Origin of the sequence: Synechocystis salina LEGE 00031, from assembly GCF_015207985.1 — a bacterium.
Classification (GTDB): Bacteria; Cyanobacteriota; Cyanobacteriia; order Cyanobacteriales; family Microcystaceae; genus Synechocystis; species Synechocystis salina.
This window is the reverse complement of the sequence record NZ_JADEVV010000042.1, coordinates 12,127-37,752: the sequence shown is the minus strand read 5'-3', so window position 1 is coordinate 37,752 and position 25,626 is coordinate 12,127. Positions and strand designations below refer to the sequence as shown.

Genomic DNA, 25,626 nt, shown 5'->3' with positions numbered 1-25,626 from the left:
TCCCATCAAGACCCTGAACCGGCTATGGCTTCCCTTCGTCAGCATCACCGCCGCCTTTATGCCCTTGAGTTTACTCTCCAGGTCTATTCCTACGAGTCCTCTTAAACTTTTGTCAGTCAATCAGGATGAAAATATACGGTGTAGCCAGTTTTGCTGGAGATGAAATATTGGGGCAACATCAAGGATTTGTTGAGCAAAAACTTTGCTGACTGCTTTGATTCCGAATCCAAGTCAATGAATCATGCCCCAATGGATATCCGTTGGTCATGGCTTAATTGCTCCCGTCCCTGGCCGTGTCAACGCTGGCATCTTGTCACTAAAATTGAAGCTGAGGCCTGGAGCTTTCCCCGCTATTTTTGATTAAATTTGCTCAGTCTTGCGGCGGTGTCCACCGTAGATTAAGCAAAACTTCACAGGTCAAATAATTTTTTCCTTGCTAGTAATTGTACTAACTTCACACCGATGGCTGTTATGTTATCCTGCCTTACCCAGCAACAAGAACTTTTACAATCCCTCGCTGATAGGGTTGGACAACCGGCGGCCCAGGATGGCCTTTATTTCTGTTTAGCCGGTCAATTCACTTGGGTGGAAGATTGGTACGACACGGCGATCGCCGGCGACGTTCTGATTTTGGATGCGGCGGAAAAGGAGCAACTGGCCAGGGTTTTACAGCAATGGGAACAGTTTACAGGCGACGTTATTCTCATCACTGGCCTGACTGAAGAACCCGATCCCCAAACTTTTCTGGCCCAATTGGCCCAAGGAAAGCAACAACGCTGTGGAGAGAGACATTTCCATTGGGTTGTGCTGGTTCCCCCCACCATAGAAGAAGCCTTCCGTGGCCTACAGACTTTCTTGGACGGCAAAAGCCATTGGTTTGATCTACGGCTGGGGGCAGGGGATCTGGAGCAATGCACCGATGAACTCTGGCAGTGTGTTTGGTCAGAACCGGCACCATTGACCCTGGAGAAACGCCGGGAAATGTTAGTTAATTTGCCCCATTGGTTGGGGGAGATCGTTGACCAAAAGCATAACCTCGAACTAGAGCCGATTAGCCTCCTCCAAGCCAAATTATCCTTGTTACAGGGTTTGGCCCGGGAAAGCCAAGGAGAAATGGGCAGAAAACAGGCCCAGTGCCACTATCGGGAAAGTTTGGATGTCTGGGAACTGCTGGGGGATACGGAGCCAATTATTTGGCTGAGCCTACGGTTGGGCTATCTCTCCCTACTCCAAGCCTACGGAGAAAAAAGCCGTGCCCATCAACTTTGGCAACAAACCCGTAATTATGCCCAAACGGCGATCGCCGCCCTAGAAAATCAGCAATGGCACTTTGTCCATGGAGAAACCCTCAACTTGGTGGGGGAACTTCTACGGGGACTAGAAGACTGGGAGCAACTGCGACAAGCCGCCGAAAACAGCCTGATTTTTTTCTATCAACTTTCCCCCTTTGCTGCCACGGACACCACCCCAGATCGCAATCAGGAAAAGCCTTGGACGGAATTGGAATTACAGGGGTTAATTTCCCTGGCCCATGGTTACCTTTGTGAAGCCCTGGTGGAGCAATGGAAATTTGACGAAGCTAAGGAAGCTCTCAAAAGGGCCTTTGAAACCCGTTCTAAGGAAGTTGAAGATCGGGATTATCGTCCCTGCTTGGCAAATTTGCATTACCTTGCCGGTCGGGTGCAATTGGCCAATGACCAGATTAAAGAAGCTTTGATGACCCTGCGCCAGGCCCAAACCCTGGTGTCCTTTGACGATAATCCCCGTCTATACCTAGCCATTCTGGTGGAATTACGGGAATGCTATTTACAGTTGGAAGATTGGCTGGCAGCCTTGGCCATTGACCAGGAATATCAAACCAGGGAATACCGTTTAGGTCAGCGAGCCTTCATTGGTCCAAGGCCCCTTCCCTGTTGGCCAGAACAACGTATTTATCGCCATCCCCTAGCACCGGAAAAAATTCTGGGGGGCAGTACGGAGGGTTTGTCTGCCGTGCAATCCCCAAAGACAGTTTCCCTCGCCTGGCATGACCTGCAAAGGGTTTGGGAACAAAAGCCGATGCCAGTGTTGGTCCTAACGGGGGAGCCAGGGGGAGGCAAAACTTCTTGGTTAGCGGGGGAAGTGTTGCAACAAATGTCCCCAGACCGGGTGTTTTTAGTAGAGTTTACTCCGCGCTGGGCGGAAAAGTTATGGGTTCACCTGGGGGAGCGCTTTAGTCTGCCTTCCTTGGGGCAAGCTACAGCCCCGGAGTTAGCCTCTGCCCTAGAAGCCTTACCAATATTGGACTTGCTGTTGATATTAGACGGGGAAAACGGCTCCCTACCCTGGCAACAAAGTCCTTCCTTGCGCCAACAGGAATTGGCTCTGGTACTGTGGCAATGGTTGTTAACCACTGGCCCGTCCCAAGGTGTCCGTCTGTTAATTTCTTTACCCCCCACGGCGATCGCCGACTTTTATGGGGAGCTAAAGGGACAATTGGAGGAAGAACAGTCCCTGCCCCCACTGCAATACCAGGCCATCCCCCCCCTCACCCTAGGGCAAGCGGAAAGTTGGTTGGCCCAGGCCATGGCCCAATGTCGGCACCCTTGGCCCCCTAGTTTGCAGTCCCAGTTTTTGGGGGATTTAGCGATGGAGGGCGGTTGGGAAGAGGGGCCCTGGCTCCATCCCATTGATTTGCAACTGTTGGGAACCGTCTTGGAACAACAACAAGTTACTAAGTCAGCGAATTACCAGGGTAAAAAGTTAGATGAATGGTTAACCTTTGCCGTCCAAACCTATTTGGCTTTTCTGCCCCCCCATCTACTTAAAAAAGCCCTGCAATTACTCAAAAGCCTGGCCGATGGACAGCAAGGTCTTTGCCTCAAAACCGAACATGAGTTACTAACTGCGCTCTATTCTGTCCCTGAATCAGAGGGGGATAATCCACCGGAGTTTGCCCAAGAAGACATTCAGCAATTGCATTTATTGCTGGCTCTATTGCTCCGGGGCAGATTAATTATCGTGATTTACCAAGCCACGGTGCCCTATTACCGTCTCAGTACGCCCCATTTAGCCCATGCCCTCCAAGGGAAAAGTGCCGCTATCTCCACTCCCGCCGTCATTAGCGCTGGCCGCCGGGGTAGTAAAGCCAATCCTAATTTAATGGCCCCATCCTCTGGCGATCGCCAACAAGAAAACGAAGATTTAATTGCAGAGTTGGAAGCAGGCTCCAGTGTGGAGGAACAGGCCGCGGCCCAGAAATTGAAAGCGGCTCAATTGCAATACCAAAAATTACTGGCTGGTATCAATCTGGAAAAGCAATGCCAGTTCATTCTCAAACAATTTGTCTCCTATCCCCTGGAGGCCTTGCTGGCGGCAGTTAAAACCGGGCAGGAACTACAAAAACTAGTCACAGCGGAAACTCCTCTGGTGCAATATCCTAGCCTGGCCCCCTGGCTTTCTCTCCACAGCATTTTGGCTCAAATCAATGAATGTAACCGTTGCCAACACGATGGGCCAGTCACCGGTCTGCGGATCAGTCCTCCCATGGACAACACTCCCCCCCTATTGCTCACAGCCACCAGCAACGGTATTGCGTATCTTTGGTCTTTCCACGGTGAACTGATTAACATTTTGCGGGGACACCAAGGGGCCATCACGGCAGTGGACTGGAGTGCCGATGGTCAATATTTTGCCACCGCCTCCGCCGATCACACCGTTAAACTCTGGCAACGCCATGGGGAAGAAGTCGCCACCCTCCAGGGTCACGAAGACTGGGTAAGGAGTGTGCATTTTAGTCCCCATCATCAGTTTGTAATGACCAGTGGCCAGGATAATACTGTACGCATTTGGAATTTTGCCGGGGAACAACTCACCCTCTGCCAGGGCCACACCGACTGGGTCCGCAATGCTGAATTCAACTGCCATGGACAAATTTTACTGTCTGCCTCGCGGGACGGCACTGCCCGGTTATGGGATCTAGAAGGTCGGGAAATTGGCCTTTGCCAGGGGCATATCAGTTGGGTACGCAACGCCCAATTTAGCCCTGATGGCCAATGGATTGTCACCTGTTCCGCCGATGGCACTGCCCGGCTATGGGATCTGAGCAGTCAATGCTTTGCTGTTTTAAAGGGGCACCAAAACTGGGTCAACAATGCTCTCTGGAGTCCCGATGGCCAGTACATCATCACGTCTTCCAATGACGGTACTGCTAGGCTTTGGAGTCGCCATGGTAAATGCTTGGGCACGCTCCGGGGTCAAGACCACAATATCCACGCGGCCCGTTTTAGTCCGGACGGCCAAAGAATTGTCACCTGTTCCACCGATGGCAGCGCCCGACTTTGGACGAAGGAAGGCAATTTGCTCACCGTTTTACAGGCCCATCAGAAGGAAATTTACGACGCTGATTTTAGCGCCGATGGTCGTTTTATTTTCACTGTCTCCGCTGACCAAACGGCCCGCCAATGGGACATTGCCCCGAAAAATACCATCACTCTCACTGGTCACAGCCACTGGGTACGCAATGCCCATTTCAACCCCAAAGGCGATCGCCTGTTGACTGTTTCCAGGGATAAAACGGCTCGCCTCTGGACCATGGAAGGAAAATGCATTGCCGTGTTAGCGGATCACCAAGGCTGGGTGCGAGAAGGGCAATTTAGCCCGGACGGCCAATGGATTGTAACGGGGTCGGCGGACAAAACTGCTCAAATTTGGAATGTGTTGGGCAAAAAATTGACCACCCTGCGGGGGCACCAGGATGCGGTCTTGAATGTGCGCTTCAGCTCCGATAGTCAGTATATTGTCACTGCTAGCAAAGACGGCACCGCTCGGGTTTGGAATAATACTGGCCGGGAATTGGCGGTACTGAGACATTACGAAAAGACTATTTTTGCGGCGGAGTTTAGCGCCGATGGCCAATTTATCGTCACAGCCTCGGATGATAATACAGCTGGCATCTGGGAAATTGTTGGCCGGGAGGTGGGCGTATGCCGGGGCCATGAAGGGCCAGTGTATTTTGCCCAATTTAGCACTGACAGCCGTTATATACTGACAGCCTCCGTGGATAACACCGCCCGGATTTGGGATTTTCTCGGTCGTCCCTTGTTGACCTTAGCTGGCCATCAAAGCATTGTTTACCAGGCCCAATTTAGCCCCGAGGGGGACTTGATTGCCACCGTATCTGCCGACCACACCGCTAGGCTTTGGGACCGTAGCGGCAAAACAGTAGCGGTGCTATATGGCCATCAGGGTTTAGTGGGCACTGTGGATTGGAGCCCCGACGGACAAATGCTTGTCACCGCTTCCAACGATGGCACCGCTAGGCTTTGGGACCGTTCTGGAAGGGAATTGGTCACCCTGGAAGAGCACGGTAATTGGGTGCGGTCAGCGGAATTTAGCCCTGATGGCCACTGGGTTTTAACTTCTTCGGCCGACGGTACTGCCAAGCTTTGGCCGGTGAAAACGTTACCCCAGCTTTTGGACCAGGGTCGACAATGGCTGAAAAACTACCTCACCCATAATGCGTTGGTGTCCCCAGTTGATCGCCCCGGCTCCAAGGCAACCTAATTTTTGCGCCGCTGAGTAGAAACTCCGCATTGGACCCTGGCTCTCCCTATTCTTAGTTCAAATGATGGCAAAACCCCGCCCCTTGAACAGATTTTGGCCAGGGGAGTATGATTTCTTATTTCATTGCCAATAGCCATGATTACTGTGCCACCACCATCGTTTGCCGCAGCTAAAGTCTATCTGGTGGGGGCTGGTCTGGGGCCCGTGGCCTATCTCACCCAAAGGGCGATCGCCGTGTTGGGTAGGGCAGAGGTGGTAATTTATGACGCGTTGGTGTCCCAGGAGCTATTCGATCTGCTGCCACCGGATTGTGAACGGATTTTTGTGGGTAAACGGGCAGGGAAACCCAGCACTCCCCAGGCAAAAATCAATCAACTATTGCTAGACCATTACCGCCTGGGTAAACGGGTGGTGCGGCTGAAAAGCGGTGACCCCTGGATTTTTGGTCGCCTTCTGCCGGAACTGGCAACCCTGGTGGCCCACCATTGTTCCTATGAAGTGATACCGGGGGTTTCCTCGGCGATCGCCAGTGCAGGACTAGCAGGTATTCCCCTCACAGCGAAGGACACCGGCACGGGTTTTTTTGTCATGGACGGCCATGATCCCCATGGTTGGCCTTGGCCTGCCCTGGCCCAATTGCCCACTTTAGTGATTCTAATGGGGACCAAAAATTTGCCGTTGGTGGTGGATAAGTTACTCCAGGCGAGTAAATCCCCTGGCACCCCCATGGCGGTAATTAAAAATGCCGGCAGACCGGAACAGCAAACCTGGGGGGGAACCCTAGCTGATATGGTGGAAAAAACCCAAGGACAGTCCCTGGCCCCAGCGGTAATTGTCATTGGGGATGTTGTTGATCAAAGGATTGTCCCTGCCTTGACCCCCCTGCCCCTGGCCCAAAAAACTATTCTGGTTACCCGGGCCGCCGACCAAGCGAGCCAGTTTACCGAACTTTTGCAACAGCAAGGTGCCAATGTGTTAGCTATGGCCGCCCTGGAAATTGTTCCCCCCACCGACTGGCAACCCCTCGACCAGGCGATCGCCAAGTTGGGGAATTTTGACTGGCTAATTCTAACTTCGGCCAATGGGGTAGAGTTTTTCTTCCAAAGATTGCAACACCATGGTTGGGACAGTAGGGCTCTGGCGGGGTTAAAGTTAGCCGTAGTGGGCCAAAAAACCGCCCAAAGCCTAGAGAAATTTGGCATCAAACCGGACTTCATTCCACCGGATTTCATTGCTGATGCCCTGGTGGAACATTTTCCCCAGCCCCCAGCAGGATTAAAAATACTTTTTCCCCGGGTGGAAAGTGGCGGCCGGGCCCAATTAGTCCAGGAATTGAGAGCAAAACAAGCATTGGTGACGGAAGTGCCCGCCTACCAATCCGCTTGCCCCGCCCATATGCCCGAAGAAGTGTGGCAAAGTATCCTTAACCGCAATGTGGATGTGATTACCTTTGCCAGCTCCAAAACCGTCACCCACTTCCGGCAACTGTTGGCCCAAACTAGTCAAGCTGACGGTTACCAAGATTGGCGATGTTTAATTAACCATTGCCAGATTGCTTCCATTGGCCCCCAAACTTCCGAGCGCTGTTTACAGGAATTGGGACAGGTGGACATTGAAGCAACGGAATATACCCTAGAAGGCCTAACCGGGGCCATTATTGATTATGTTCACCAAAATTCTTAACCCTGCCGCTCCCATACCTCTGATGGCGGCCATCACTGCCCTGGGGGGAATGATGTTTGCCCCTGCCGTTCGCAGTCAGGAAACCATTTTCAAGGAAAGTGTCCAAACCCAAACCACTTTCGCCGCCCAGCAATGTGCAGTACGGTTAAAAGATCCCACCGAAGAAATTGCCATGGACTGCAATCAACTGTCCGTAACGGAGGGGGATGGCACGATCAATTTCCACTACGACAATGCCGACGAGATGGGCTTTTCCTTTGTGTTGGAATACAACGACAAACCTTTGCTGGCTGCTGGGAAGCTGAATAACAATCAATACAATGTCATTGGTACTTTCCTCTGGACCGCGGAAGATGGCATTGTTGACGAAACCTTGTCAGAAGCCGCAGGCACTTGCAGTGTTGTGCAGAGTCAGGTGCTTTGCCAGGCCACCATTGATGGTCAAATGCAGGTGGAAGCAGTGGTGGATCTCTAGTCTCCCCAGGTTGCTGTCAAGAACCTGTGAACTTATCTCCCAGGCTTTCCTTTAATTTTTTTAATCCCCTGTGGTGACTCTGTTGGCTTAGTTGAGGTGTCAATGAAATGTTGGTTGGCGGCGGCGGATTTACTGATCATTGCCGCTGAGGATTTACCAGCTTATAAAAAGGGCGGTTCCATTGTTCGCAATAATTACTTTTGGGCCCTCCAGGCGATCGCCTGCCATAGTGGGCGGGGTCGGGATTGGGAATTCGACGAGGCGGTGTGGGTAGCCCTGGGGAGACTATTACTATTTTTTCTCAATTCTGGCTATCTGATGACGTCGGAAACCCTACTGGAATTTCCCTATGATGAGATTATTCCCCCTAGCTTGAGGTCAGTGGCCACCTGGCAGGCTCCTGGGGGCAGTGGGGACGTAGAGTAGTTTTGCAGGCGAAATCGGGGCTGTCAGAGCAGGTTTTTCGCTTTTTTTCGAATTATTAGTCACAAAAAAGCTGTCGTATAGTATGGTATTAGCCTTTAACATGTCTTCTGACTGCCTAGAAACCGTCAGCGCTATTCCGTGCTAGTTCCCTATAAGCTTTTAAACTGAACCTGTCCTGCCAAGGCTTTTTCTGGTGTTTATCCCCCTCGACTTTTATCGTATTTTAGGCATTCCTCCCCAGAGTGGTGGGGAAACCATTGAGCAGGCCTACCAAGATCGCCTTCTGCAATTACCCCGGCGGGAATTTAGTGACGCCGCAGTTGCTATCCGCAATCAACTACTGGCGATCGCCTATGAAACCCTGCGGGATCCGGAAAAACGCCAGGCCTACGACCAAGAGTGGTGGGGGGCCATGGATGAAGCTCTGGGGGAGGCGTTGCCCCTAACTACTCCGGAGTTGGAATGTAGCCCAGAGCAAAAGATTGGAGCATTGTTAATCCTGTTGGATTTGGGGGAATACGAACTGGTGCTCAAGTATGGTGAGCCAGTCCTCCATGACCCAAACCCTCCGGCGGGGGGCATGCCCCAGGACTATTTACTCTCGGTCATTTTGGCCCACTGGGAACTGAGCCGGGAACGGTGGCAACAACAGCAGTATGAATTTGCCGCTACCGCCAGCCTTAAAGCCATAGCTCGGTTGCAACAAGATAATGATTTCCCTGCTTTGGAAGCAGAAATCCGCCAGGAACTATACCGTCTGCGGCCCTACCGTATCCTCGAACTTTTAGCCAAAGCAGGGCAAGGGGAGGAGCAACGTCAGCAGGGTCTAGCTCTGTTACAGGCCATGGTGCAGGACCGGGGCGGCATTGAAGGTAAGGGGGAAGATTATTCTGGGTTGGGAAATGATGACTTTTTAAAATTTATCCACCAACTGCGCTGTCATCTCACGGTGGCCGAGCAAAACGCCCTATTTTTACCTGAAAGTCAACGGCCGTCTTTAGTGGCTAGCTACTTGGCAGTCCATAGTCTGATGGCCGAGGGGGTGAAGGAACATGAGCCCATGGCCATTGTCGAAGCCAAGTCTTTAGTGACACAGTTGGAAAATTGTCAAGATTTGGCCCTAGAAAAGGCAATTTGTGAATTATTATTGGGTCAAACGGAAATTGTTCTGGCGGCGATCGACCAGGGAGATCCCAAAATAGTAGCTGGCCTCGAATCTAAGTTGGCGGCAGGGGAAGATCCTCTGACTGCTTTTTATACTTTCACTGAGCAGTGGCTAGAGGAAGAGATTGCCCCTTACTTTAGGGATCTTTCTCCGGAGACCCTTTCCCCCAATGCCTATTTCAACAACCCATCCGTTCAGCAGTATCTAGAACAACTAGAGCCGGATTCCCTCACCACTGACAATTCTTTTGCTTCCCCTGCCCTCCTTAGCACCGCAACGGAATCGGAAACTCCCATGGTACATAGTTCCGCCGCCCTTCCCGATCGCCCTTTGACCCCCACCGTTCCCCCTCGACGGGGACGCAGTCCAAGACGTTCCCGAGACGATGTTTTCCCCAGCGCCGACAATGTTAGTGGTTTGGCCGTCACTACCCTCTCCCCGGCGATCGCCTACGACACTGATTCTTTAGGCACCAATGGCATTGGTGGAGATGGTGCCAGCAATGGTTTCTCTGGCAATTCCCCCCTAGAACCCATCAGCGACCATAAACCTCCCCGGCGGCGAAAAAAACGGGTGACCATTAAACCGGTGCGCTTTGGCATTTTTTTGCTGTGCCTCGCGGGTATTGTGGGGGGCGCCACTGCCTTAATTATTAATCGTACTGGCGATCCCCTGGGCAGTTTATTGGAAGATCCATTGGATGTGTCCCTGGATCAGCCCTCAGCATTGATCCCCGATGAGGCCACCAGCCGGAATTTGATTCTTAGTCAACCCAACTTCAATCAACAGGTGGGTCAGATGGTGGTGCAAAACTGGCTTGATAGTAAAAAATTGGCCTTTGGCCAGAACTATGATGTCGGGGCGTTGCAAAATGTGTTGGCCCCCAATCTCCTTGCCCAACAACGGGGCCGGGCCCAACGGGATCAATCCCAAAAAATCTATCACCAGTACGAACATAAGTTACAAATTCTCGACTATCAAGTTAGTCCCCAAGACCCCAACCGAGCCACCGTTACCGCCCGGGTAGAAGAAATTAGCCAGCCCTTTACTTTAGCTAACCAAAAGCAGAAAGGAGCCGCCACCAAAGACGACCTGACTGTACGATACCAGCTAGTACGTCACCAAGGGGTATGGAAAATTGCCCAAATCCAAGTGGTAAATAGCCCCCGTTAGTGCTGGCCATTGATGCCCCATCGACGGTGGCATACGGCTTAATCCCCCCATAGGTACGGAAACCTGCACTTCCGAGAACCAAGCCCCTACCGTCACTATAAGAGTGTGAACGCATCGGTCCTGGGCAGTGGCTAGAGCCATGGCTCCTTGGTCCGTCTTTGTGTCTGATATTCTTACTTGTTAACGGGAGTTAATTAAAATTATGGGAAAAGTTGTTGGGATTGACCTCGGTACTACCAATTCCTGCGTGGCCGTAATGGAAGGGGGGAAACCCACTGTTATCGCCAATGCAGAAGGTTTTCGCACTACCCCCTCGGTGGTTGGTTATGCCAAAAATGGCGATCGCCTGGTGGGGCAAATTGCCAAACGTCAAGCGGTGATGAACCCAGGCAATACATTTTATTCAGTTAAACGTTTCATTGGTCGTAAATTTGATGAAATTACCAATGAAGCCACCGAAGTTGCCTACAGCGTAGTTAAAGACGGTAACGGCAACGTCAAGCTAGACTGCCCTGCCCAGGGAAAACAGTTTGCCCCGGAAGAAATTTCTGCCCAAGTATTGCGGAAATTGGTGGACGATGCCAGCAAATACCTAGGGGAAACCGTTACCCAGGCCGTCATCACCGTTCCTGCCTACTTCAACGATTCCCAACGGCAAGCCACCAAAGATGCGGGTAAAATCGCCGGTATCGAAGTACTTAGAATTATCAACGAACCCACCGCCGCTTCCCTGGCCTACGGTCTGGACAAAAAAGATAACGAAACCATCCTGGTGTTTGACCTAGGGGGCGGTACCTTCGACGTCTCCATTCTCGAAGTCGGGGAAGGGGTATTTGAAGTATTAGCTACCTCTGGAGATACTCACTTGGGAGGGGACGACTTCGACAAAAAAATTGTAGATTTCCTGGCCGGTGAATTCCAGAAAGCCGAAGGCATCGATCTTCGCAAGGATAAGCAAGCCCTGCAACGATTAACCGAAGCAGCGGAAAAAGCCAAAATCGAACTGTCCGGCGTCAGCCAAACGGAAATTAACCTGCCCTTCATCACTGCTACCCAGGATGGACCAAAGCATTTAGACACCACCCTATCCCGGGCCAAGTTTGAAGAAATTTGTTCCGATCTGATTGACCGCTGTGGTGTACCCGTGGAAAACGCCATTCGGGATGCCAAAATCGATAAATCCGCCCTGGATGAAATTGTGCTGGTGGGTGGTTCTACCCGGATCCCCGCTGTGAAGGAAGTGGTGAAAAAAATCCTCGGTAAAGAGCCCAATCAAGGGGTTAACCCCGATGAAGTGGTAGCCGTTGGTGCTGCTATTCAGGGAGGTGTACTCTCCGGTGAAGTCAAAGATATTCTGCTCCTGGACGTTTCTCCCCTCTCCTTGGGCGTGGAAACCCTAGGGGGCGTCATGACCAAAATCATTCCCCGCAACACCACCATCCCCACCAAGAAATCCGAAACCTTCTCCACCGCTGTGGACGGTCAAAGCAACGTGGAAATCCATGTGCTCCAAGGGGAACGGGAAATGGCCAACGACAATAAGAGTTTGGGGACCTTCCGGCTAGACGGTATTCCCCCTGCTCCCCGGGGTGTGCCCCAAATTGAAGTTACCTTTGACATCGACGCCAACGGTATTCTGAATGTCACTGCCAAAGACCGGGGTACGGGTAAGGAACAATCCATCAGCATCACCGGGGCTTCCACCCTGCCCGATACGGAAGTAGACCGGATGGTGAAGGAAGCTGAGTCCAATGCCGCCACCGACAAGGAACGTCGGGAGAAAATTGACCGCAAAAACCAAGCGGACTCCCTGGTGTACCAAGCGGAAAAACAAATCACTGAGTTGGGTGATAAAGTGCCCGCTGCCGACAAAACCAAGGCTGAAGGTTTGATCAAAGACCTCAAAGAAGCTCTGGCCCAGGAAGATGACGCCAAAATCCAAACGGTGATGCCGGAACTACAACAGGTCCTCTACAGCATTGGTTCCAATATGTACCAACAGACTGGAGCAGAGGCTGGGGTAGGTGCCCCCGGTGCTGGCCCTGAAGCGGGAACTAGCAGTGGTGGTGGCGATGATGTCATCGATGCGGAATTCTCTGAGCCCGAGAAATAATTCTGGTTTTTCAGCTTTGTTGCTTGAAAACCTGTGTTGAAAGTGAAAGCTCCCTAGCCCCCAATTTTGGGGTAATCAGATGCCAAGATCCTCCCTTACTGGGGGGATTTTTTGTGATTTGCGTGGGAAAAAACTATGATTTAGGCAGGACTTTTTCTGGAATCCAAACCACTGTGGCCAATTCTGCTCCCGCCCTCCGTACCCCTCTTTACGACCTTATTGGTCAACAAACCTCTAAACTAACGGCCTTTGCTGGCTGGGAAATGCCAGTACAGTTTACGGGGTTAAAACAGGAACATCAGGCGGTGCGGGAAAAGGTGGGGATGTTTGACATTTCCCACATGGGTAAATTCGTCCTGACTGGGGCGGACGTTTTGACGGCGTTGCAAAGTTTAGTACCCTCAGATCTAGCTCGCCTCACCCCCGGCAAAGCCCAATATACAGTGCTGTTAAATGAACAAGGGGGCATTATTGACGACATTATTGTTTATGACCAGGGAAAAACTGCCAATGGAGAGGAGCAGGTCACTCTGATTGTCAATGCCGCCACTACGGAGAAGGATAAGCAATGGTTACTGGGACATTTATCTCAAGCAATTGATTTGCAAGATTTATCTAGGGAACAGGTCTTAATAGCCCTCCAGGGCCCAGAATCAATCAGCGTTTTGCAACCCTTAGTTGATGGGGATTTAGACGGTTTACCCGCCTTTGGTCATTTGGAAACGGAATTGCTGGGGGCAAAGGCTTTTATTGCCCGGACGGGGTACACCGGGGAAGATGGTTTTGAAATTATGGTTTCCCCTGAAGTGGGACAACAACTCTGGCAAACTTTTCTGCGAAAAGATGTTGCTCCCTGCGGTTTAGGGGCTAGGGACACCCTGCGCTTAGAAGCGGCCATGGGTTTGTACGGCCAGGACATGGATGACCACACCACGCCCCTGGAAGCGGGTTTAGGTTGGTTAGTTCACCTCGATAGCAAAGGTGATTTTATTGGTCGTTCTGTGTTGGAGCAACAAAAAACCAACGGAATTGAAAAACGCCTAGTGGGCTTGGAAATGTTGGGAAAACAAATTGCCCGCCATGACTATCCCCTCATGCACAAGGGCGAAAATATTGGCATTGTTACCAGTGGCACCCTTTCCCCTACCCTGGAAAAGGCGATCGCCTTGGGTTATGTTCCCCCGAAACTTGCAAAAATAGGTCAGGAATTGGAGGTGGAAATTCGGGGTAAAACCTATGGGGTAAAAGTAGTGAAGAAACCCTTTTATCGTTCTGCTCACAAACCCCGTTAGTTGGCGGTTTTGCAACTGACTAGCTTGCCGATCGCCATGGGAAATTAGCTTAAAAATTGTCAGAATTGAAACCCAAGATCAATGTTACGCATTAGCGAAATCAAACTCCCCCTAGACCATGACGACACAGCCCTGGCACAGGCCATTCTCAAAAAGCTGGGCATTAGTAAAGAACAATTAACCAGTTACACCATTTTCAAACGTAGTTATGATGCCCGCAAACGAGGCCATATTCTGCTGGTCTATATCGTTGACGTAGCAACACCTCAAGCGGAAAAGTTACTGGCCAAATTTGCCGGCGATCGCCAGATTGCGCCCACCCCAGCCATGACCTATGAGTTTGTTGCCCAGGCCAAACCAGGTCAAGTGGTCGAAGGGAAACGGCCCGTTGTGATTGGGACAGGGCCCTGTGGCATGTTTGCCGGTTTACTACTGGCCCAGATGGGTCTGAAGCCGATTATTTTGGAGCGGGGCAAATCAGTGCGGGACCGCAGTGTGGACACATTCCGCTTTTGGGTGAAGGGAAAACTCAATGCTGAATCCAACGTCCAGTTTGGAGAAGGGGGAGCAGGGACTTTTTCCGACGGCAAACTCTATAGCCAAGTGCGGGATCCAAACCATTACGGCCGCAAGGTGTTGGAGGAATTTGTCAATGCCGGAGCCGATCCCGAAATTCTTTACATCAACCGCCCCCACATTGGCACCTATCGCCTCGTGAAAATTGTCCAAAATTTACGTTCCACGATAGAGGAGTTGGGGGGAGAAATTCATTTTCAAAGCCATGTTACCGACATCAATATCCGACAGAATCAGGTGCAGGGGATAACCCTGGAAAATGGTCAATATATTGCCACTAACCATGTGGTGCTAGCGGTGGGGCACAGTGCCCGGGATACTTTTCAGATGTTATTTGAACGAGGAGTCTATATAGAAGCCAAGCCCTTTTCCCTCGGTTTTCGCATTGAGCATCCCCAAGCCCTCATTGACCAATGTCGCTATGGTCCCCAAGCTGGCCATGCCCGCCTTGGTTCCGCCGACTACAAATTAGTTCACCATTGCCAAAACGGGCGATCGGTTTACAGCTTTTGTATGTGCCCAGGGGGAAAAGTCGTGGCCGCCGCCTCCGAACCAGGCAGATTAGTTACCAATGGCATGAGCGAATACGCTCGGGATGAAGCCAATGCCAATAGTGCCATTGTGGTGGGCATTAATCCGGAGGAAGATTATCCAGAACACCCATTAGCAGGCATTGCTTTACAACGACATTGGGAAGAACGAGCTTTCCAGTTAGGGGGAGCAAATTACCAAGCGCCGGGGCAACTGGTGGGGGATTTCCTAGCCGATCGACCTTCCACTAAATTTGGTTCCGTTCTACCTTCCTATAAACCGGGGGTAAAACTAGTCAACCTGGGGGAAAGTCTGCCCGATTATGCGATCGCCGCTTTGCGAGAAGCCATTCCAGCCTTTGATAAAAAAATCGGGAGTTTTGCCATGGAAGATGCTGTGTTAACTGCGGTGGAAACCCGCACTTCTTCTCCCATTCGCATTAAACGGGGGGATGACTTCCAAAGCATCAATACATTTGGTCTTTATCCCGCCGGGGAAGGGGCCGGTTACGCAGGGGGGATTTTATCCGCTGGCATTGACGGTATTAAAGTAGCAGAGGCGATCGCCTTGGATTTTTTTGCTAAAGTTGACATCTAAGCAGAATAATTTTTTAACGCCAAACCTAGCTAGGGTATTGATAAAGTTAATGAATAACTTAGAACAAATTGAAACGCAAGTTAAACAGCTAAATCCCTCGGATTTCGCCAAATTTCGAGAATGGTTCCATGAATATGATTGGCAGGCCTGGGATTGTCAAATTGAGCAGGACTCTAAGTCTGGTAAGCTAAAAGCTTTAGCGGAAAAGGCATTGGCAGACCATAGTGCTGGTCGGACAAAAGTGCTTTGAACCATCACACGAACTCTGATTTCTGGCTTTGTTATCGGCATCTGCCAGAAGAAATTCAGAGACGGGCAGATAAGGCTTATCAATTACTAAGTCAAAATCCTCGCCATCCCTCGCTTCATTTCAAAAAAGTGGGAGAACTATGGTCTGTTCGAGTCACCTTGCATTATCGAGCATTGTCGATTGAAACCGATGACGGCTATGTTTGGTTTTGGATTGGTACACACGAAGATTACGATAAGCTATTGGGCTAACGGTATCCTCCCAAAGCTAAGCCATCAGCGGCGCAAAATTCCCCACCCCGCTAACATCAAGAAAAATTGTCTAATCCGGCAATGGTTTTATCGACAAATATTGAACGTATGACTTCCCAACCCGTCCCCCATCCTTCTGCCCGCCATAGCCACGCCCATCCCCACGTCCACAGCCAGGAATCCTTACAAAAATTGGTTAATCGCCTCTCCCGCATTGAAGGCCACATCCGGGGAGTAAAAACCATGGTGCAGGAAAATCGTCCTTGCCCGGAGGTTTTAATTCAGGTGGCGGCGATCCGGGGAGCGTTGGACCGGGTGGCTAGATTAATTTTGGATGACCACATGAATGAGTGCATCACCAGGGCGGCGGCAGAGGGCAATATTGAGCAGGAGTTGGCGGAACTGAAACAGGCCCTAGACCGGTTTTTGTAGGGTTTTTGTCACCTGTTGCCATGCGTATTGTTGCCTACGTTTACTCCGATCGCCTGTTGGATGCCCCTATAGATCCTCAGATTTGGGGAGTGGAGGTGGACCGGGTTTATGTGGATCTGGAGGAACGGTGGGCCCTGGGTGAATTGATGGAGGATTGCCAAAGTCAGAGCACCGATTATTGTCTGGTCAAAAATCTCAAGGAATTGGGCCAGTCCGCCCTTGAGGTCAGCCAAACTTTGGCAAAATTGGAAAGTTTCGGTATCACTGTCATTGCCCTGGAGCAGGATTACCAAAACAATGGCAAGGCCGACATGGCGATCGCCAGACAACAATGGTCGGAACTATGGGCCACTCTGGACAAGGAACAACGTAGGGATCATCTCCGGCGGGGCCACGCCCGTAATCGTCTAGCCCTGGCTCCTCCTCCCGGTAAAGCCCCCTATGGTTATCGCCGTAGCGCTGGCCACTATGTGGTGGACCGAGCCACCGCCCCAGTGGTGAAGGCATTTTTTGAAAAATTTCTCCTCTCCGGTTCCCTGCGGAGTTCTGTCCGCTATTTAGAGCAGACCTATGGCAAAAAAATTGCGGTGGCCACCGGGCGACGTTGGTTAACCCATCCCGTGTACCGGGGCGATCTGCTCTACCAAAATCAGACTGTCATTGCCGACACCCACGCTCCTTTGTTAAGCCGCACCGAAGCGGCCCAGATTGACCGTCTCTTGCGCCGTAATGCCCCTTTACCCCGCCGCACCGCTAGTGCCCCCCGTTCCCTGGCCGGCTTAGTTAATTGTGACCGTTGCCAGACTCCCTGGGTGGTAGCCCATGTGACTTCCCGCCACCAAAACAAAGCCTATCTCTATCTCCGACCCCGCCATTGTCCTGAAAAACCTAAATGCCAGGCGATCGCCTATGGGCAATTTTTAGAGCAAGTTATTGAGCAAATTTGTCGGCAACTGCCCTTAGCCGTGGATAAACTATCCCCCTCTTCCCTGGGAGCGCATTACCAAAATTTACAACAGGCGATCGGGGAAAAGCAAAGTTTACTGGAGCAACTACCCACCTGGGAAGAGCGGGGCATACTAGACAGCCACACGCATCAACTGCGTCGGTACCAACTGAAACAAGACCTGGCCCAATTACAACAACAGTTGGCCCAATTGCCCCCGGACGAATTGCAACGCATTATCCCCGCCGTTTCCCTGCCTCAATTTTGGCGAGACCTTTCGGAAACGGAGCGCCGCTTCTACTTCCGGGAGTTTATCCGTAGCATCCAATTAGACCGCCAACCCCAGGGGTGGAATTTTTGCCTTACTTTCGTCTTTGGGGAAAAGGAAAACCCAGCGACCTAGGCTTCTCCCCGGGCCATGGCGCGGATAATGTCCCCTTGGGTCAAAATACCAATCAGTTGCCGACTCTCCACATTCAGCACCGGCAGACGGCGAATTTTTTTCTCATTCATTAAATGGGCCGCTTCCCGCAGAGTTTGGGTGGGCAAAATGCTAATGGGGACATCGTTCATCACTTCCCCCACGGTTTGTCCCAGGGCCTTGTGCAATTCTCGTTCGTGGCGGGCGGGATTTTGCAGGTAAATAATACTGTCTAGCAACATCACATAGGGAGGTGTATCCACCCCAGACTCCTGCCACATCAAATCGGTGTCGGAAATGACCCCCACCAATTTCTCCTGATCGTCCAGCACCGGCATGCCGCTGATGCGGTTCTCCGCCAACAGACGAATGGCATCCTGTAGGGGGGTATCGGGTCTGACTGTGATGGGATTCGGGGTCATCACTTCCCCAACCGTTCTGCTCATAAAACTATGTTAAATGTGGGACTTTGACCTAACTTTTCTTGCTTGCATCCAATCTATTTTAAGTCTCGACAAGGCGTTTTTTCAAGGAATTGGCCCGCCGTTGAGCTACTTTATTATTTGGTTCTATTGCCAAGGTTTGTTCGTAGGTTTCTAGGGCTTTGTTAACCATTTGTTTTTTTTCATAAACATTGGCTAAATTATTCAAAGCAATGACGTAATCTGGGAATAGTTTCAAAGCATCTTTGTAATGACGAATGGCCAGATCAAATTGCTCCTGGGCAAAACAGGCGTAGCCCATGGCATTATAAATCAGTGCTTGGTTTTCTGGCTCCACTTCCTCTCCCATTTTGAGGGCTTTTTGAAATAAGTTTATGGATTGGGAATATAATTTTTTATCTAAATAAATGCTGCCCAATTGATAATATTCCTGGGCACTGCCTTTACTGTTTTGTAGTTTTTTTTGCAGTTTACCAAAGGTGTTTTCTAGGCGGCGGGCTTTTAACACCTGACTGAAGACAAATACGCCCAATCCCCCCAAAATAATCAACAAAACGGAAAGATAAACAATGGGTAGAGACTCAGTCATGGGAACAATAAACTTAATGCTTCGGTAAAAGAATTAACGGGCGATAAAATAGGCAACGGCACCGACGGCCAATATCTTTGGCGATCGCCAACCCCAGAAGCCCATTGTACGTGGTTACGCTTCCATCTCACTAGGAAAATGCTCCAGGCTCCCATCGGCACCTTTCCCTGGCGATCGGGGAGGGACATGAAATCAACATATCAGGAAATATATTTTGCCCTAGCCCTATTATTCATTTTTACCTTCTAAGGTGGGTACTTTGCCGGGGGCATTCTCGATCGCCCCAATGGCTGCCCGGGCCCCCGCTTTAATATCCCTTTCTTCCCCTCCTAGGTAAAGTCGACCAAAACTGCCAATGGAGCTAACCTGCAAAATATTGATGGAAGCATACTTTTCTGCTTCGTTGGCCGCCAAGGAAGCATAGGCCGCCGGTTGCACCTCCAACACAAAGAGGGTTTGCCCCGCCAATAACATATGGCCCCGCCGATTACGGTTAATTAACTGGGTTTGGTAGGCATCAATGTTACGAATAATTTGACTAGACACCACCTTGGGCTTGATGCAGTCACTGGCTTTGGCGCCAATATATTGCAAAATAGCCTGTCCTGCTGCCCGCACTTCCCCCTGATTACTGGCATGGATTTCCAGCAAACCGTAGAGCCGTTCCACAAATAACACCCCTGGCCGCACCACCGCCGCCTTGAGGGCAATATCGGTAATGCGGTTAATTTCAATGCCTGGGGAAACCTCCACCCAGAGGGAGCAATCCCCCGGTAGGGGCAAAAAGCCGGAGGCCACCGTCCCAATGTAGGCGGCATGTTGAGACTGGAGACTATCCAGGTAAACGTAACTACGGAGTTCGATGCCCATGGCAATTGGAGTGCAAAACAATGGCGGTGGGCTGACGTTGCGGGCCGTCCCTCCTCCAAACAAAGTGATTCACAGCAGTAGGGAAAACTATGGGCGTCAGCCAGTGGAACAGGGTCAAACCCTGTAGGTCAACCGCAGAAAACACCGACCTATCTTACCTGAATACCGGCTTGCCCCGATAATGCCCATAGACTAAGTCAGCGTAAATCTGACGATGATGTCATCGAAATTTCAGTCCTCGTCGAGAAAATCCCCAAAACTGATCACTTCGGAGCCCGACTTTGTGCCATGGGTGATGCCATCTGGATTGGCAGATCCAAAAGCAAAGATAAGAGCACTGTTGCCGTCAAATTAGTCCCAACCCATTAGATAGAGACCATTTAAATGCTAGCCCCCAGGGCCAAAGTCACGTTTTGATACTCTGAAGCCGCTTCCAAAGCATTCCAGCCGTTGCTGTCCAAGGCCATTTCTTCAATTAAACTGGCGAGCTTTAACGCTTTGAGGGCCTGTTCTCCCCCCACAGAGGGTTGGTCTCCCCCCCGTACACAGTGGATAAAATGCTCCAATTCGGCGTGGAGGGGTTCGATGTTGCTAGTGTAAACCTTTTCGATTAATCCATCCTGGCGGTACAACACCTGACCATAGTCCGCACTCCAATCGGCGGTGGTTTGGCGATGGATAAGAATTTCGTTATTGAGGAAATCTGCTTCGGTGAGGGAATTTTTACAGTGGGCGGCAATGGAACGAATTTTGCGGTGGGTAACCTTGCTGGCGGTGAGGGTGGCCACAATGCCGGAGGAAAAGCCCAAAGTGGCGGTGACATAATCCAAATAGCCTGATCCGGAAGCCCGACTGCCACTAGCGGATAGTTTGATCACTTCAGAACCCACCAGTTCCAGCAATAGGTCAATGTCGTGGATCATCAAATCCAACACCACAGACACATCATTGGCCCGCTGGGAATAGGGACTCATGCGATGGGCTTCGATCGCCAATAACTCCTCCGTTTTAAGAATTTTGGTTAGTTCCAAAAATGCTGGATTGAAGCGTTCGATGTGCCCCACCTGGAGAATGCAATTGGCATCGGCGGCGGCATTGACCAATGACTCTGCTTCGGCAATGCTAGCGGCAATGGGCTTTTCGATCAGAGTATGAACATTATTTTGTAAACAATTCATGCCCACATCGTGATGAAGCCTGGTGGGAACCGCCACACAAACTGCATCCACATGGGGCAACATCTCTTGGTAATCTTCAAAAAAATGCACCCGATACTTACTGGCGGTGTCCAGACCTCGCTCCACATTGACATCGGCAATGCCCACAAACTCCACATCCTTCATCAGACTAAGGACCCTGGTATGGTGCTGTCCCATATTGCCCACCCCAATCACCCCGATGCGGATCGGCTGAAGGTAACTCCGTTGCCCGTTGAGCTGATGGCTCGTCATGATGCTGTTGCCACTCCTAAACACCTAGCCAGCCGCAAAATACTGACTGTTATAATTAACTTCACGAAAATTCATGCCTTAGATACTAGCACAGGCCGTGTTTGTCTTCTTTCCCTAGGCAAAAACCGGCCCAGTGGAGATTGTTGCCAATTTTCTAGACCGGGGCTAAAAGTGACCCCAATGGTTGTGCTTGCAATGATTTTGGTGATTTGATCAAAAAACTTCACCAAACTTGCTCGAGGAATTGCCCTATGTTTAATAGTCGTCCCCTAACCACCTCTCTGACTTTACTGGCAATGGCTTTTGTTGGTTTGACTTCAATTGCTTCCACTGCCAGAGTTGAAGCGCAGGATCCCCCTGCCACCACCTATCAGCCAGGATTTTGGCAACCCATTGGCAGATTCGATCCCAAAAGGCCAGTTAAGGTCAAGCTCGTGAACGAAACGGACTTAGCCCTGGACTACGACATCACTAACCTGGAATCGTTCCCCCCCACGGTGGTCGCCCCTGGAGAATCGGCCATGCTAGAAAATTTTGGCAATAATGCCTACATCATGGTCTATCCAGACAATGCCACCCCCAGCACTCCGGAGCAATCCTTTGTGCTTAAGTTTACTGTGCCGGTGGATGCCCGCACCCAAATGGTAGGGGAGGACAATGTGGCGGTGATTACGGTAACGAAGGGAGATGTCAATATAGAAAACCGGTTTTACGGCCATCGCTCCATCAATCTGCAACCCACCGGGGCGATTTTCTTCTACTAGCCCTTAATTTTGCCTCTCCTTCATGCTTGACCTCACCAAGTTAGCTGGTCAAATGCCGGCCCTAGGGCAACATTTTCGCCAAGAAGCCACCGCCGGCCATCAACGTCTGGAAAGGGCTCAGGAGTTATTTTTCCAAGCCCAACAGCACCAGACCCATTTACTCAACACATTAACGGAATGGGGCGATCGCCTCTTTTTTGCGGTGGCCAGGCCGTTGGAGCCTTTAGATACGAGGGTAGTGATTGGGGAGGCACCGGTAAACCACAGTGTTTTTGCCACGGATGGCTCCCAAATTGCCCCTTCCCACCATGAAATTGCCTACTGTTATCTACTCAATATTGGCCGGGTAATGCTCCACTACGGGCAAAATTTGCATCCCCTACTGGACAGTGTGCCGGAAGTGTATTTTCGCCCTGAGGATTTATATGCCTCCCGTCGTTGGGGCATTCGCACCGAGGAATGGTTGGGGCACCGCCGCACAGTGTTGGAAGCAGAACGGTTAGCGGCCCTAGCTTGTCGTTGGGTCAGTCCCCCAGGGCCCCACAGCGATCCCAACCTGGCCATGGTGGACGGCTCCCTAATTTACTGGTTTTTGGAAAGTTTACCCCAGGAAGCCAGAAATCAAATCCTTGACCCCATTTTGGCCGCCTGGGAAACGTTGCGCCAAGCTCGCATTCCCCTAGTGAGTTACATCAGCGCCCCCAGAAGTGTGGAGTCCATTAACCTTTTACGGCTCCAGGCTTGTCCCCACGAAAGCCCCAATTGTGTCAGCCATTGTGAAGGATGTCAGGCGGAGGAACGGAAAACCCCCTGTCAGATTTTTGATCCTCTGCGGGATAGCAGTCTGTGGCAAGGGATTCTCTCCCCAGGGCAACGGGGCCCCATTTGGAGCAGTAATGCCCGCATTTTAGAAGCCTATGCTCCGGCAATGCGGGTTTGTTTTTGTTACGTCCATGGGGGATCGGAGGTGGCCCGGGTGGAATTTCCCGCCTGGCTGGTGGAAGATTCAGAGTTGCTCAATCAATCTCTGGCCATTGTGCTCAGTCAGATAGAAAAGGGTTTTGGTTATCCCGTGGCCCTAGCGGAAGCCCACAATCAGGCGGTGGTGCGGGGCGGCGATCGCCGTAGATTTTTTGCCTTGTTAGAACAACAACTGGTCAAGACTGGACTGCGCAGTGTGGGCCCTTCCTACAAAGAAGCACGGAAAAGAAACACAGTGGTTTAGGTAAAGGGCCTAGGATAGGGTCCATTCCAACAGATTTTCCCCCGACAAATTAGCCATAAATTCCCCTTGTTCAGCTAGTAAAAGCAACAGATGGAGGCGATCGGGCCTAGTTTCGGGTAAAGCTGTCATGGGAATCACCACCACCAAAATTTCGTCTTGATGTACCAGTTGGGGCCGTTGGGGGTTGAGGTGCCAGCGGTTGGGCCCCACGGCAATTTCATGGTGACTTTGGAGATGGTGGAGATTAATGCGGCAATGGTGGTGGAAATAGTAATTTAACGGTGCTTGATCCGGCAGGGAGGCGATCGCCAGGGGAGCATGGCCATGGGGCACATAGGGATAATACCAGGCCAGATGAAGCTCATCGGGATCTAACTCCGGCAACAGTCGTTGGAAGTCTAACCGGAGGATCAACCGTTGGCGATCGTGGCCATAGTAGATTTGTTGCACGAACTCATTTCCCCCTTGCACCGGCAAGCTATTAGCCACCTGCCAAGGAATTAAATTGGTTAAATTATCCCAGTGGGGATAGAGATGGCCTCCCAACGGGCGATCGCCATTTTGATCAATTAAGGGATGCTGTAGATAACCAGGCAAAGTTTCATTGAGGGCATGGTAAAGCCGGATCAGATGTTGGCGGAATAGGGCTTCAGAATTGAGGATTTTTTGGGAATGACCTTGGCCAAAAGCCTCAAACCAATCGGAACTTTCGGCCCCATAGAGGGCTTGCCAAGCTTCGGGATTATTTTCCTCTGTGGCTTCAGGATGACTTGCTAGAGTTTGCCTCGCATCAATTAAGTAATCCCAGGCTTGGTTCTGGCTAGGTTGACCGATCCATTTACTGAAATCGCCCCCATTCCAGGAACCTACCAACGGACTAGGAATGCCATTGTGTCCGGCCAATACTCTGGTGGGAGGAAACCGATCAATAAATTCAGACACAGTTACCAACTGCAGTAGCCCTTGGCGGCTCAAATGTTCACACTGCTGATAGAACTGATGCAAGAAGGTAAAGCCATTCTGGTCATAGCTATTCCAGGTAACATCCCCCTCTAGAGCAATGGTCACCAGTCTGGGTTGGGAAGTTTCTTGGGGTTGTCTGCGGGCCAAAAGTCGCTCAATTAAATCCTGGGCCGCTTGGGAAGGAGAGTAACGGCCATAGTGGAAATTAATCAAGTCTGATAATTGTTGATCCCGAAATACCATGGCCAACTCCCCGTCCTCCGTGGGCACTCGATAGACGGAATTTAGCCAACCTGCCCGTTCCGCACTGGTGCTCAAACTTTGGGCCAGGGCAGACTCATCAGCACATAACCACTCAAAACGCAGTTGGGCCACCGTTTGCACCATGGCAGGGCTAACCGCTAACCCGGGCGGCCATAAACCCCGGGATTCCCGCCCAAAGATGCGCCGATAGTATTGCTTACCCCGTTGTAATTGTTTGACCCCATCCTCCGACCAACAAAAGCGGGGATCTGGCAGGGCCAAAGCAGCCTGGACAGTGCGGGCAATATTGGTATCCGCCAACAGGGGCAAAATTGGGTGACCGTAGGGACTAGTGATAATTTCTAGTTGCCCAGAATTCTGTAATTGGCGGTGGAGGGGAATAATACCCTGAATAATTTGCCGTTGTTTGCTAACAATTCTTTGGCGATCGCCTAGGGTGAAGGATTTTTGCCGAAAATACCAATCCCGTACTTCCCGATCCTCAGCAATGGTCAGAGCATCAAACCAAATTAAGTTATGCCAGGCCAACAGGTCGCTAAAATCCTGGGGTTGCCAATGGGATATGCACCAATTCAGCCCTTGCCTCTGGCGTTGTTCATATAACTGCTGATACCGATCCTGGGGAAAAATTTGTGTGCGGGGATCAGCCTCAAAAAAAGTGGTCAGAATTTCCACCTTTTGCTCTGGGCTTAACTTTTCCACCGGGCTTAGGGTGAGGGCTAAATGGCGATCAATCGCCCTGCCCTGGGCATAGTCCTCCAATTGAGCTAGTAAACAGGGCGTTAAACTCACTGTTTGGTGTAGGGTTGGATATCTTCCCCAGAGTTTGATTAACCCGCCGTAGTCCCTCGTACCATACAATCGCGCCCAGGGCCACTGATAGCGGCCATGACCCGCACCCACCATGCCGTAGGACTGGGAAGAAGGCTGGTGTTGATGCCAAATAAATGCGACATACAACGGATAGGCCATAGCAAGGGGAGGGTCAAAAGCGACCAATAATCATTACCATCCCTCACAGCATAACTAATAGAACTGTCCATAAAATTCACTTTTGGTAAGTCTTTGTCAGCCTTTGGCTATTTTGTCCCCTTGGTCAATTCAGTGCCTTTTGCTCCATGGTGAAAACTGGGCCGCCCAATCCTCCTCAACAAAAAACCTAGCCAGTGCAGAGTACCAGCT

General features: G+C 51.0%; 21 protein-coding genes. 15 read left to right on the top strand and 6 right to left on the bottom strand.

Features of this window, described 5'->3' with window-relative positions; all coding sequences use genetic code 11:
* The first annotated feature begins 462 nt into the window (after positions 1-462).
* From IQ217_RS13850 to IQ217_RS13800, 12 genes are all read left to right on the top strand, one after another.
* Complete coding sequence (locus IQ217_RS13850; protein ID WP_194020394.1) at positions 463-5,544, top strand: WD40 domain-containing protein; 5,082 nt, start codon at positions 463-465, stop codon at positions 5,542-5,544.
* 135 nt (positions 5,545-5,679) lie between these two features.
* Entirely contained in the window at positions 5,680-7,227 is a 1,548-nt protein-coding gene (cobA, locus tag IQ217_RS13845; RefSeq protein WP_194020393.1) for a uroporphyrinogen-III C-methyltransferase, read from the top strand.
* Positions 7,208-7,702 carry a hypothetical protein gene (locus tag IQ217_RS13840; RefSeq protein WP_194020392.1) on the top strand — a complete coding sequence of 165 codons (495 nt, stop codon included), beginning with the start codon at positions 7,208-7,210 and terminating at the stop codon, positions 7,700-7,702. Before cobA ends, IQ217_RS13840 begins: the two co-directional genes overlap by 20 nt.
* Before the next feature lie 102 nt (positions 7,703-7,804).
* Positions 7,805-8,128, top strand: coding sequence for a hypothetical protein (locus IQ217_RS13835; RefSeq protein ID WP_194020391.1), 324 nt, complete (start codon positions 7,805-7,807; stop codon positions 8,126-8,128).
* Positions 8,129-8,321: 193 nt separating this feature from the next.
* Positions 8,322-10,466: an IMS domain-containing protein gene (locus IQ217_RS13830; RefSeq protein ID WP_194020390.1), complete on the top strand. Its 2,145-nt coding sequence runs from the start codon at positions 8,322-8,324 to the stop codon at positions 10,464-10,466.
* A 202-nt stretch (positions 10,467-10,668) separates the two neighbouring features.
* Positions 10,669-12,579, top strand: a complete 1,911-nt coding sequence (gene dnaK / locus IQ217_RS13825) for a molecular chaperone DnaK (RefSeq protein ID WP_194020389.1) — start codon at positions 10,669-10,671, stop codon at positions 12,577-12,579.
* Between the two features lie 173 nt (positions 12,580-12,752).
* Complete coding sequence (gcvT, locus tag IQ217_RS13820; protein WP_194020388.1) at positions 12,753-13,871, top strand: glycine cleavage system aminomethyltransferase GcvT; 1,119 nt, start codon at positions 12,753-12,755, stop codon at positions 13,869-13,871.
* Between the two features lie 81 nt (positions 13,872-13,952).
* A complete protein-coding gene (locus IQ217_RS13815) occupies positions 13,953-15,575 on the top strand; it encodes an NAD(P)/FAD-dependent oxidoreductase (RefSeq protein WP_194020387.1) in 1,623 nt (540 codons plus the stop codon).
* 49 nt (positions 15,576-15,624) lie between these two features.
* A complete protein-coding gene (locus IQ217_RS13810) occupies positions 15,625-15,825 on the top strand; it encodes a hypothetical protein (RefSeq protein WP_194020386.1) in 201 nt (66 codons plus the stop codon).
* On the top strand, positions 15,822-16,076 hold the full coding sequence (locus IQ217_RS19520) for a type II toxin-antitoxin system RelE family toxin (RefSeq protein ID WP_228024121.1): 255 nt from the start codon (positions 15,822-15,824) through the stop codon (positions 16,074-16,076). Before IQ217_RS13810 ends, IQ217_RS19520 begins: the two co-directional genes overlap by 4 nt.
* Positions 16,077-16,184: 108 nt before the next feature.
* Entirely contained in the window at positions 16,185-16,508 is a 324-nt protein-coding gene (locus tag IQ217_RS13805) for a metal-sensing transcriptional repressor (protein ID WP_190596826.1), read from the top strand.
* 20 nt (positions 16,509-16,528) lie between these two features.
* On the top strand, positions 16,529-17,857 hold the full coding sequence (locus tag IQ217_RS13800; protein ID WP_194020385.1) for a recombinase family protein: 1,329 nt from the start codon (positions 16,529-16,531) through the stop codon (positions 17,855-17,857).
* On the opposite strand, the gene IQ217_RS13795 is transcribed toward IQ217_RS13800, so the two are convergent.
* Genes IQ217_RS13795 through IQ217_RS13780 form a run of 4 tightly spaced genes read right to left on the bottom strand, consistent with a single transcriptional unit; the run spans position 17,854 to position 19,777 of the window.
* A complete protein-coding gene (locus tag IQ217_RS13795; protein ID WP_190596831.1) occupies positions 17,854-18,321 on the bottom strand; it encodes a CBS domain-containing protein in 468 nt (155 codons plus the stop codon). The two genes, IQ217_RS13800 and IQ217_RS13795, sit on opposite strands and share 4 nt — an antisense overlap.
* 58 nt (positions 18,322-18,379) lie before the next feature.
* Positions 18,380-18,907: a tetratricopeptide repeat protein gene (locus tag IQ217_RS13790; RefSeq protein WP_190596833.1), complete on the bottom strand. Its 528-nt coding sequence runs from the start codon at positions 18,905-18,907 to the stop codon at positions 18,380-18,382.
* On the bottom strand, positions 18,904-19,095 hold the full coding sequence (locus tag IQ217_RS13785; protein WP_190596835.1) for a hypothetical protein: 192 nt from the start codon (positions 19,093-19,095) through the stop codon (positions 18,904-18,906). The genes IQ217_RS13790 and IQ217_RS13785 overlap by 4 nt, the downstream gene beginning before the upstream one ends.
* A gap of 40 nt (positions 19,096-19,135) precedes the next feature.
* On the bottom strand, positions 19,136-19,777 hold the full coding sequence (locus IQ217_RS13780) for a beta-carboxysome protein CcmP (RefSeq protein WP_190596837.1): 642 nt from the start codon (positions 19,775-19,777) through the stop codon (positions 19,136-19,138).
* Here IQ217_RS13780 and IQ217_RS19275 point away from each other — a divergent pair.
* Complete coding sequence (locus IQ217_RS19275) at positions 19,776-19,904, top strand: hypothetical protein (RefSeq protein ID WP_255512805.1); 129 nt, start codon at positions 19,776-19,778, stop codon at positions 19,902-19,904. The genes IQ217_RS13780 and IQ217_RS19275 overlap by 2 nt on opposite strands.
* A 253-nt stretch (positions 19,905-20,157) precedes the next feature.
* Here IQ217_RS19275 and IQ217_RS13775 read toward each other — a convergent pair whose 3' ends face one another.
* Entirely contained in the window at positions 20,158-21,228 is a 1,071-nt protein-coding gene (locus tag IQ217_RS13775; RefSeq protein ID WP_194020384.1) for a Gfo/Idh/MocA family protein, read from the bottom strand.
* 251 nt (positions 21,229-21,479) lie between these two features.
* On the opposite strand from IQ217_RS13775, the gene IQ217_RS13770 reads away from it, so the two are divergent.
* Both IQ217_RS13770 and IQ217_RS13765 read left to right on the top strand, forming a co-directional pair.
* Complete coding sequence (locus tag IQ217_RS13770) at positions 21,480-21,992, top strand: hypothetical protein (RefSeq protein ID WP_194020383.1); 513 nt, start codon at positions 21,480-21,482, stop codon at positions 21,990-21,992.
* A gap of 22 nt (positions 21,993-22,014) precedes the next feature.
* Positions 22,015-23,217 carry a DNA double-strand break repair nuclease NurA gene (locus IQ217_RS13765; RefSeq protein WP_194020382.1) on the top strand — a complete coding sequence of 401 codons (1,203 nt, stop codon included), beginning with the start codon at positions 22,015-22,017 and terminating at the stop codon, positions 23,215-23,217.
* A gap of 9 nt (positions 23,218-23,226) precedes the next feature.
* On the opposite strand, the gene IQ217_RS13760 is transcribed toward IQ217_RS13765, so the two are convergent.
* Positions 23,227-25,416: a glycoside hydrolase family 57 protein gene (locus IQ217_RS13760; protein WP_194020381.1), complete on the bottom strand. Its 2,190-nt coding sequence runs from the start codon at positions 25,414-25,416 to the stop codon at positions 23,227-23,229.
* Between the last annotated feature and the right edge of the window lie 210 nt (positions 25,417-25,626).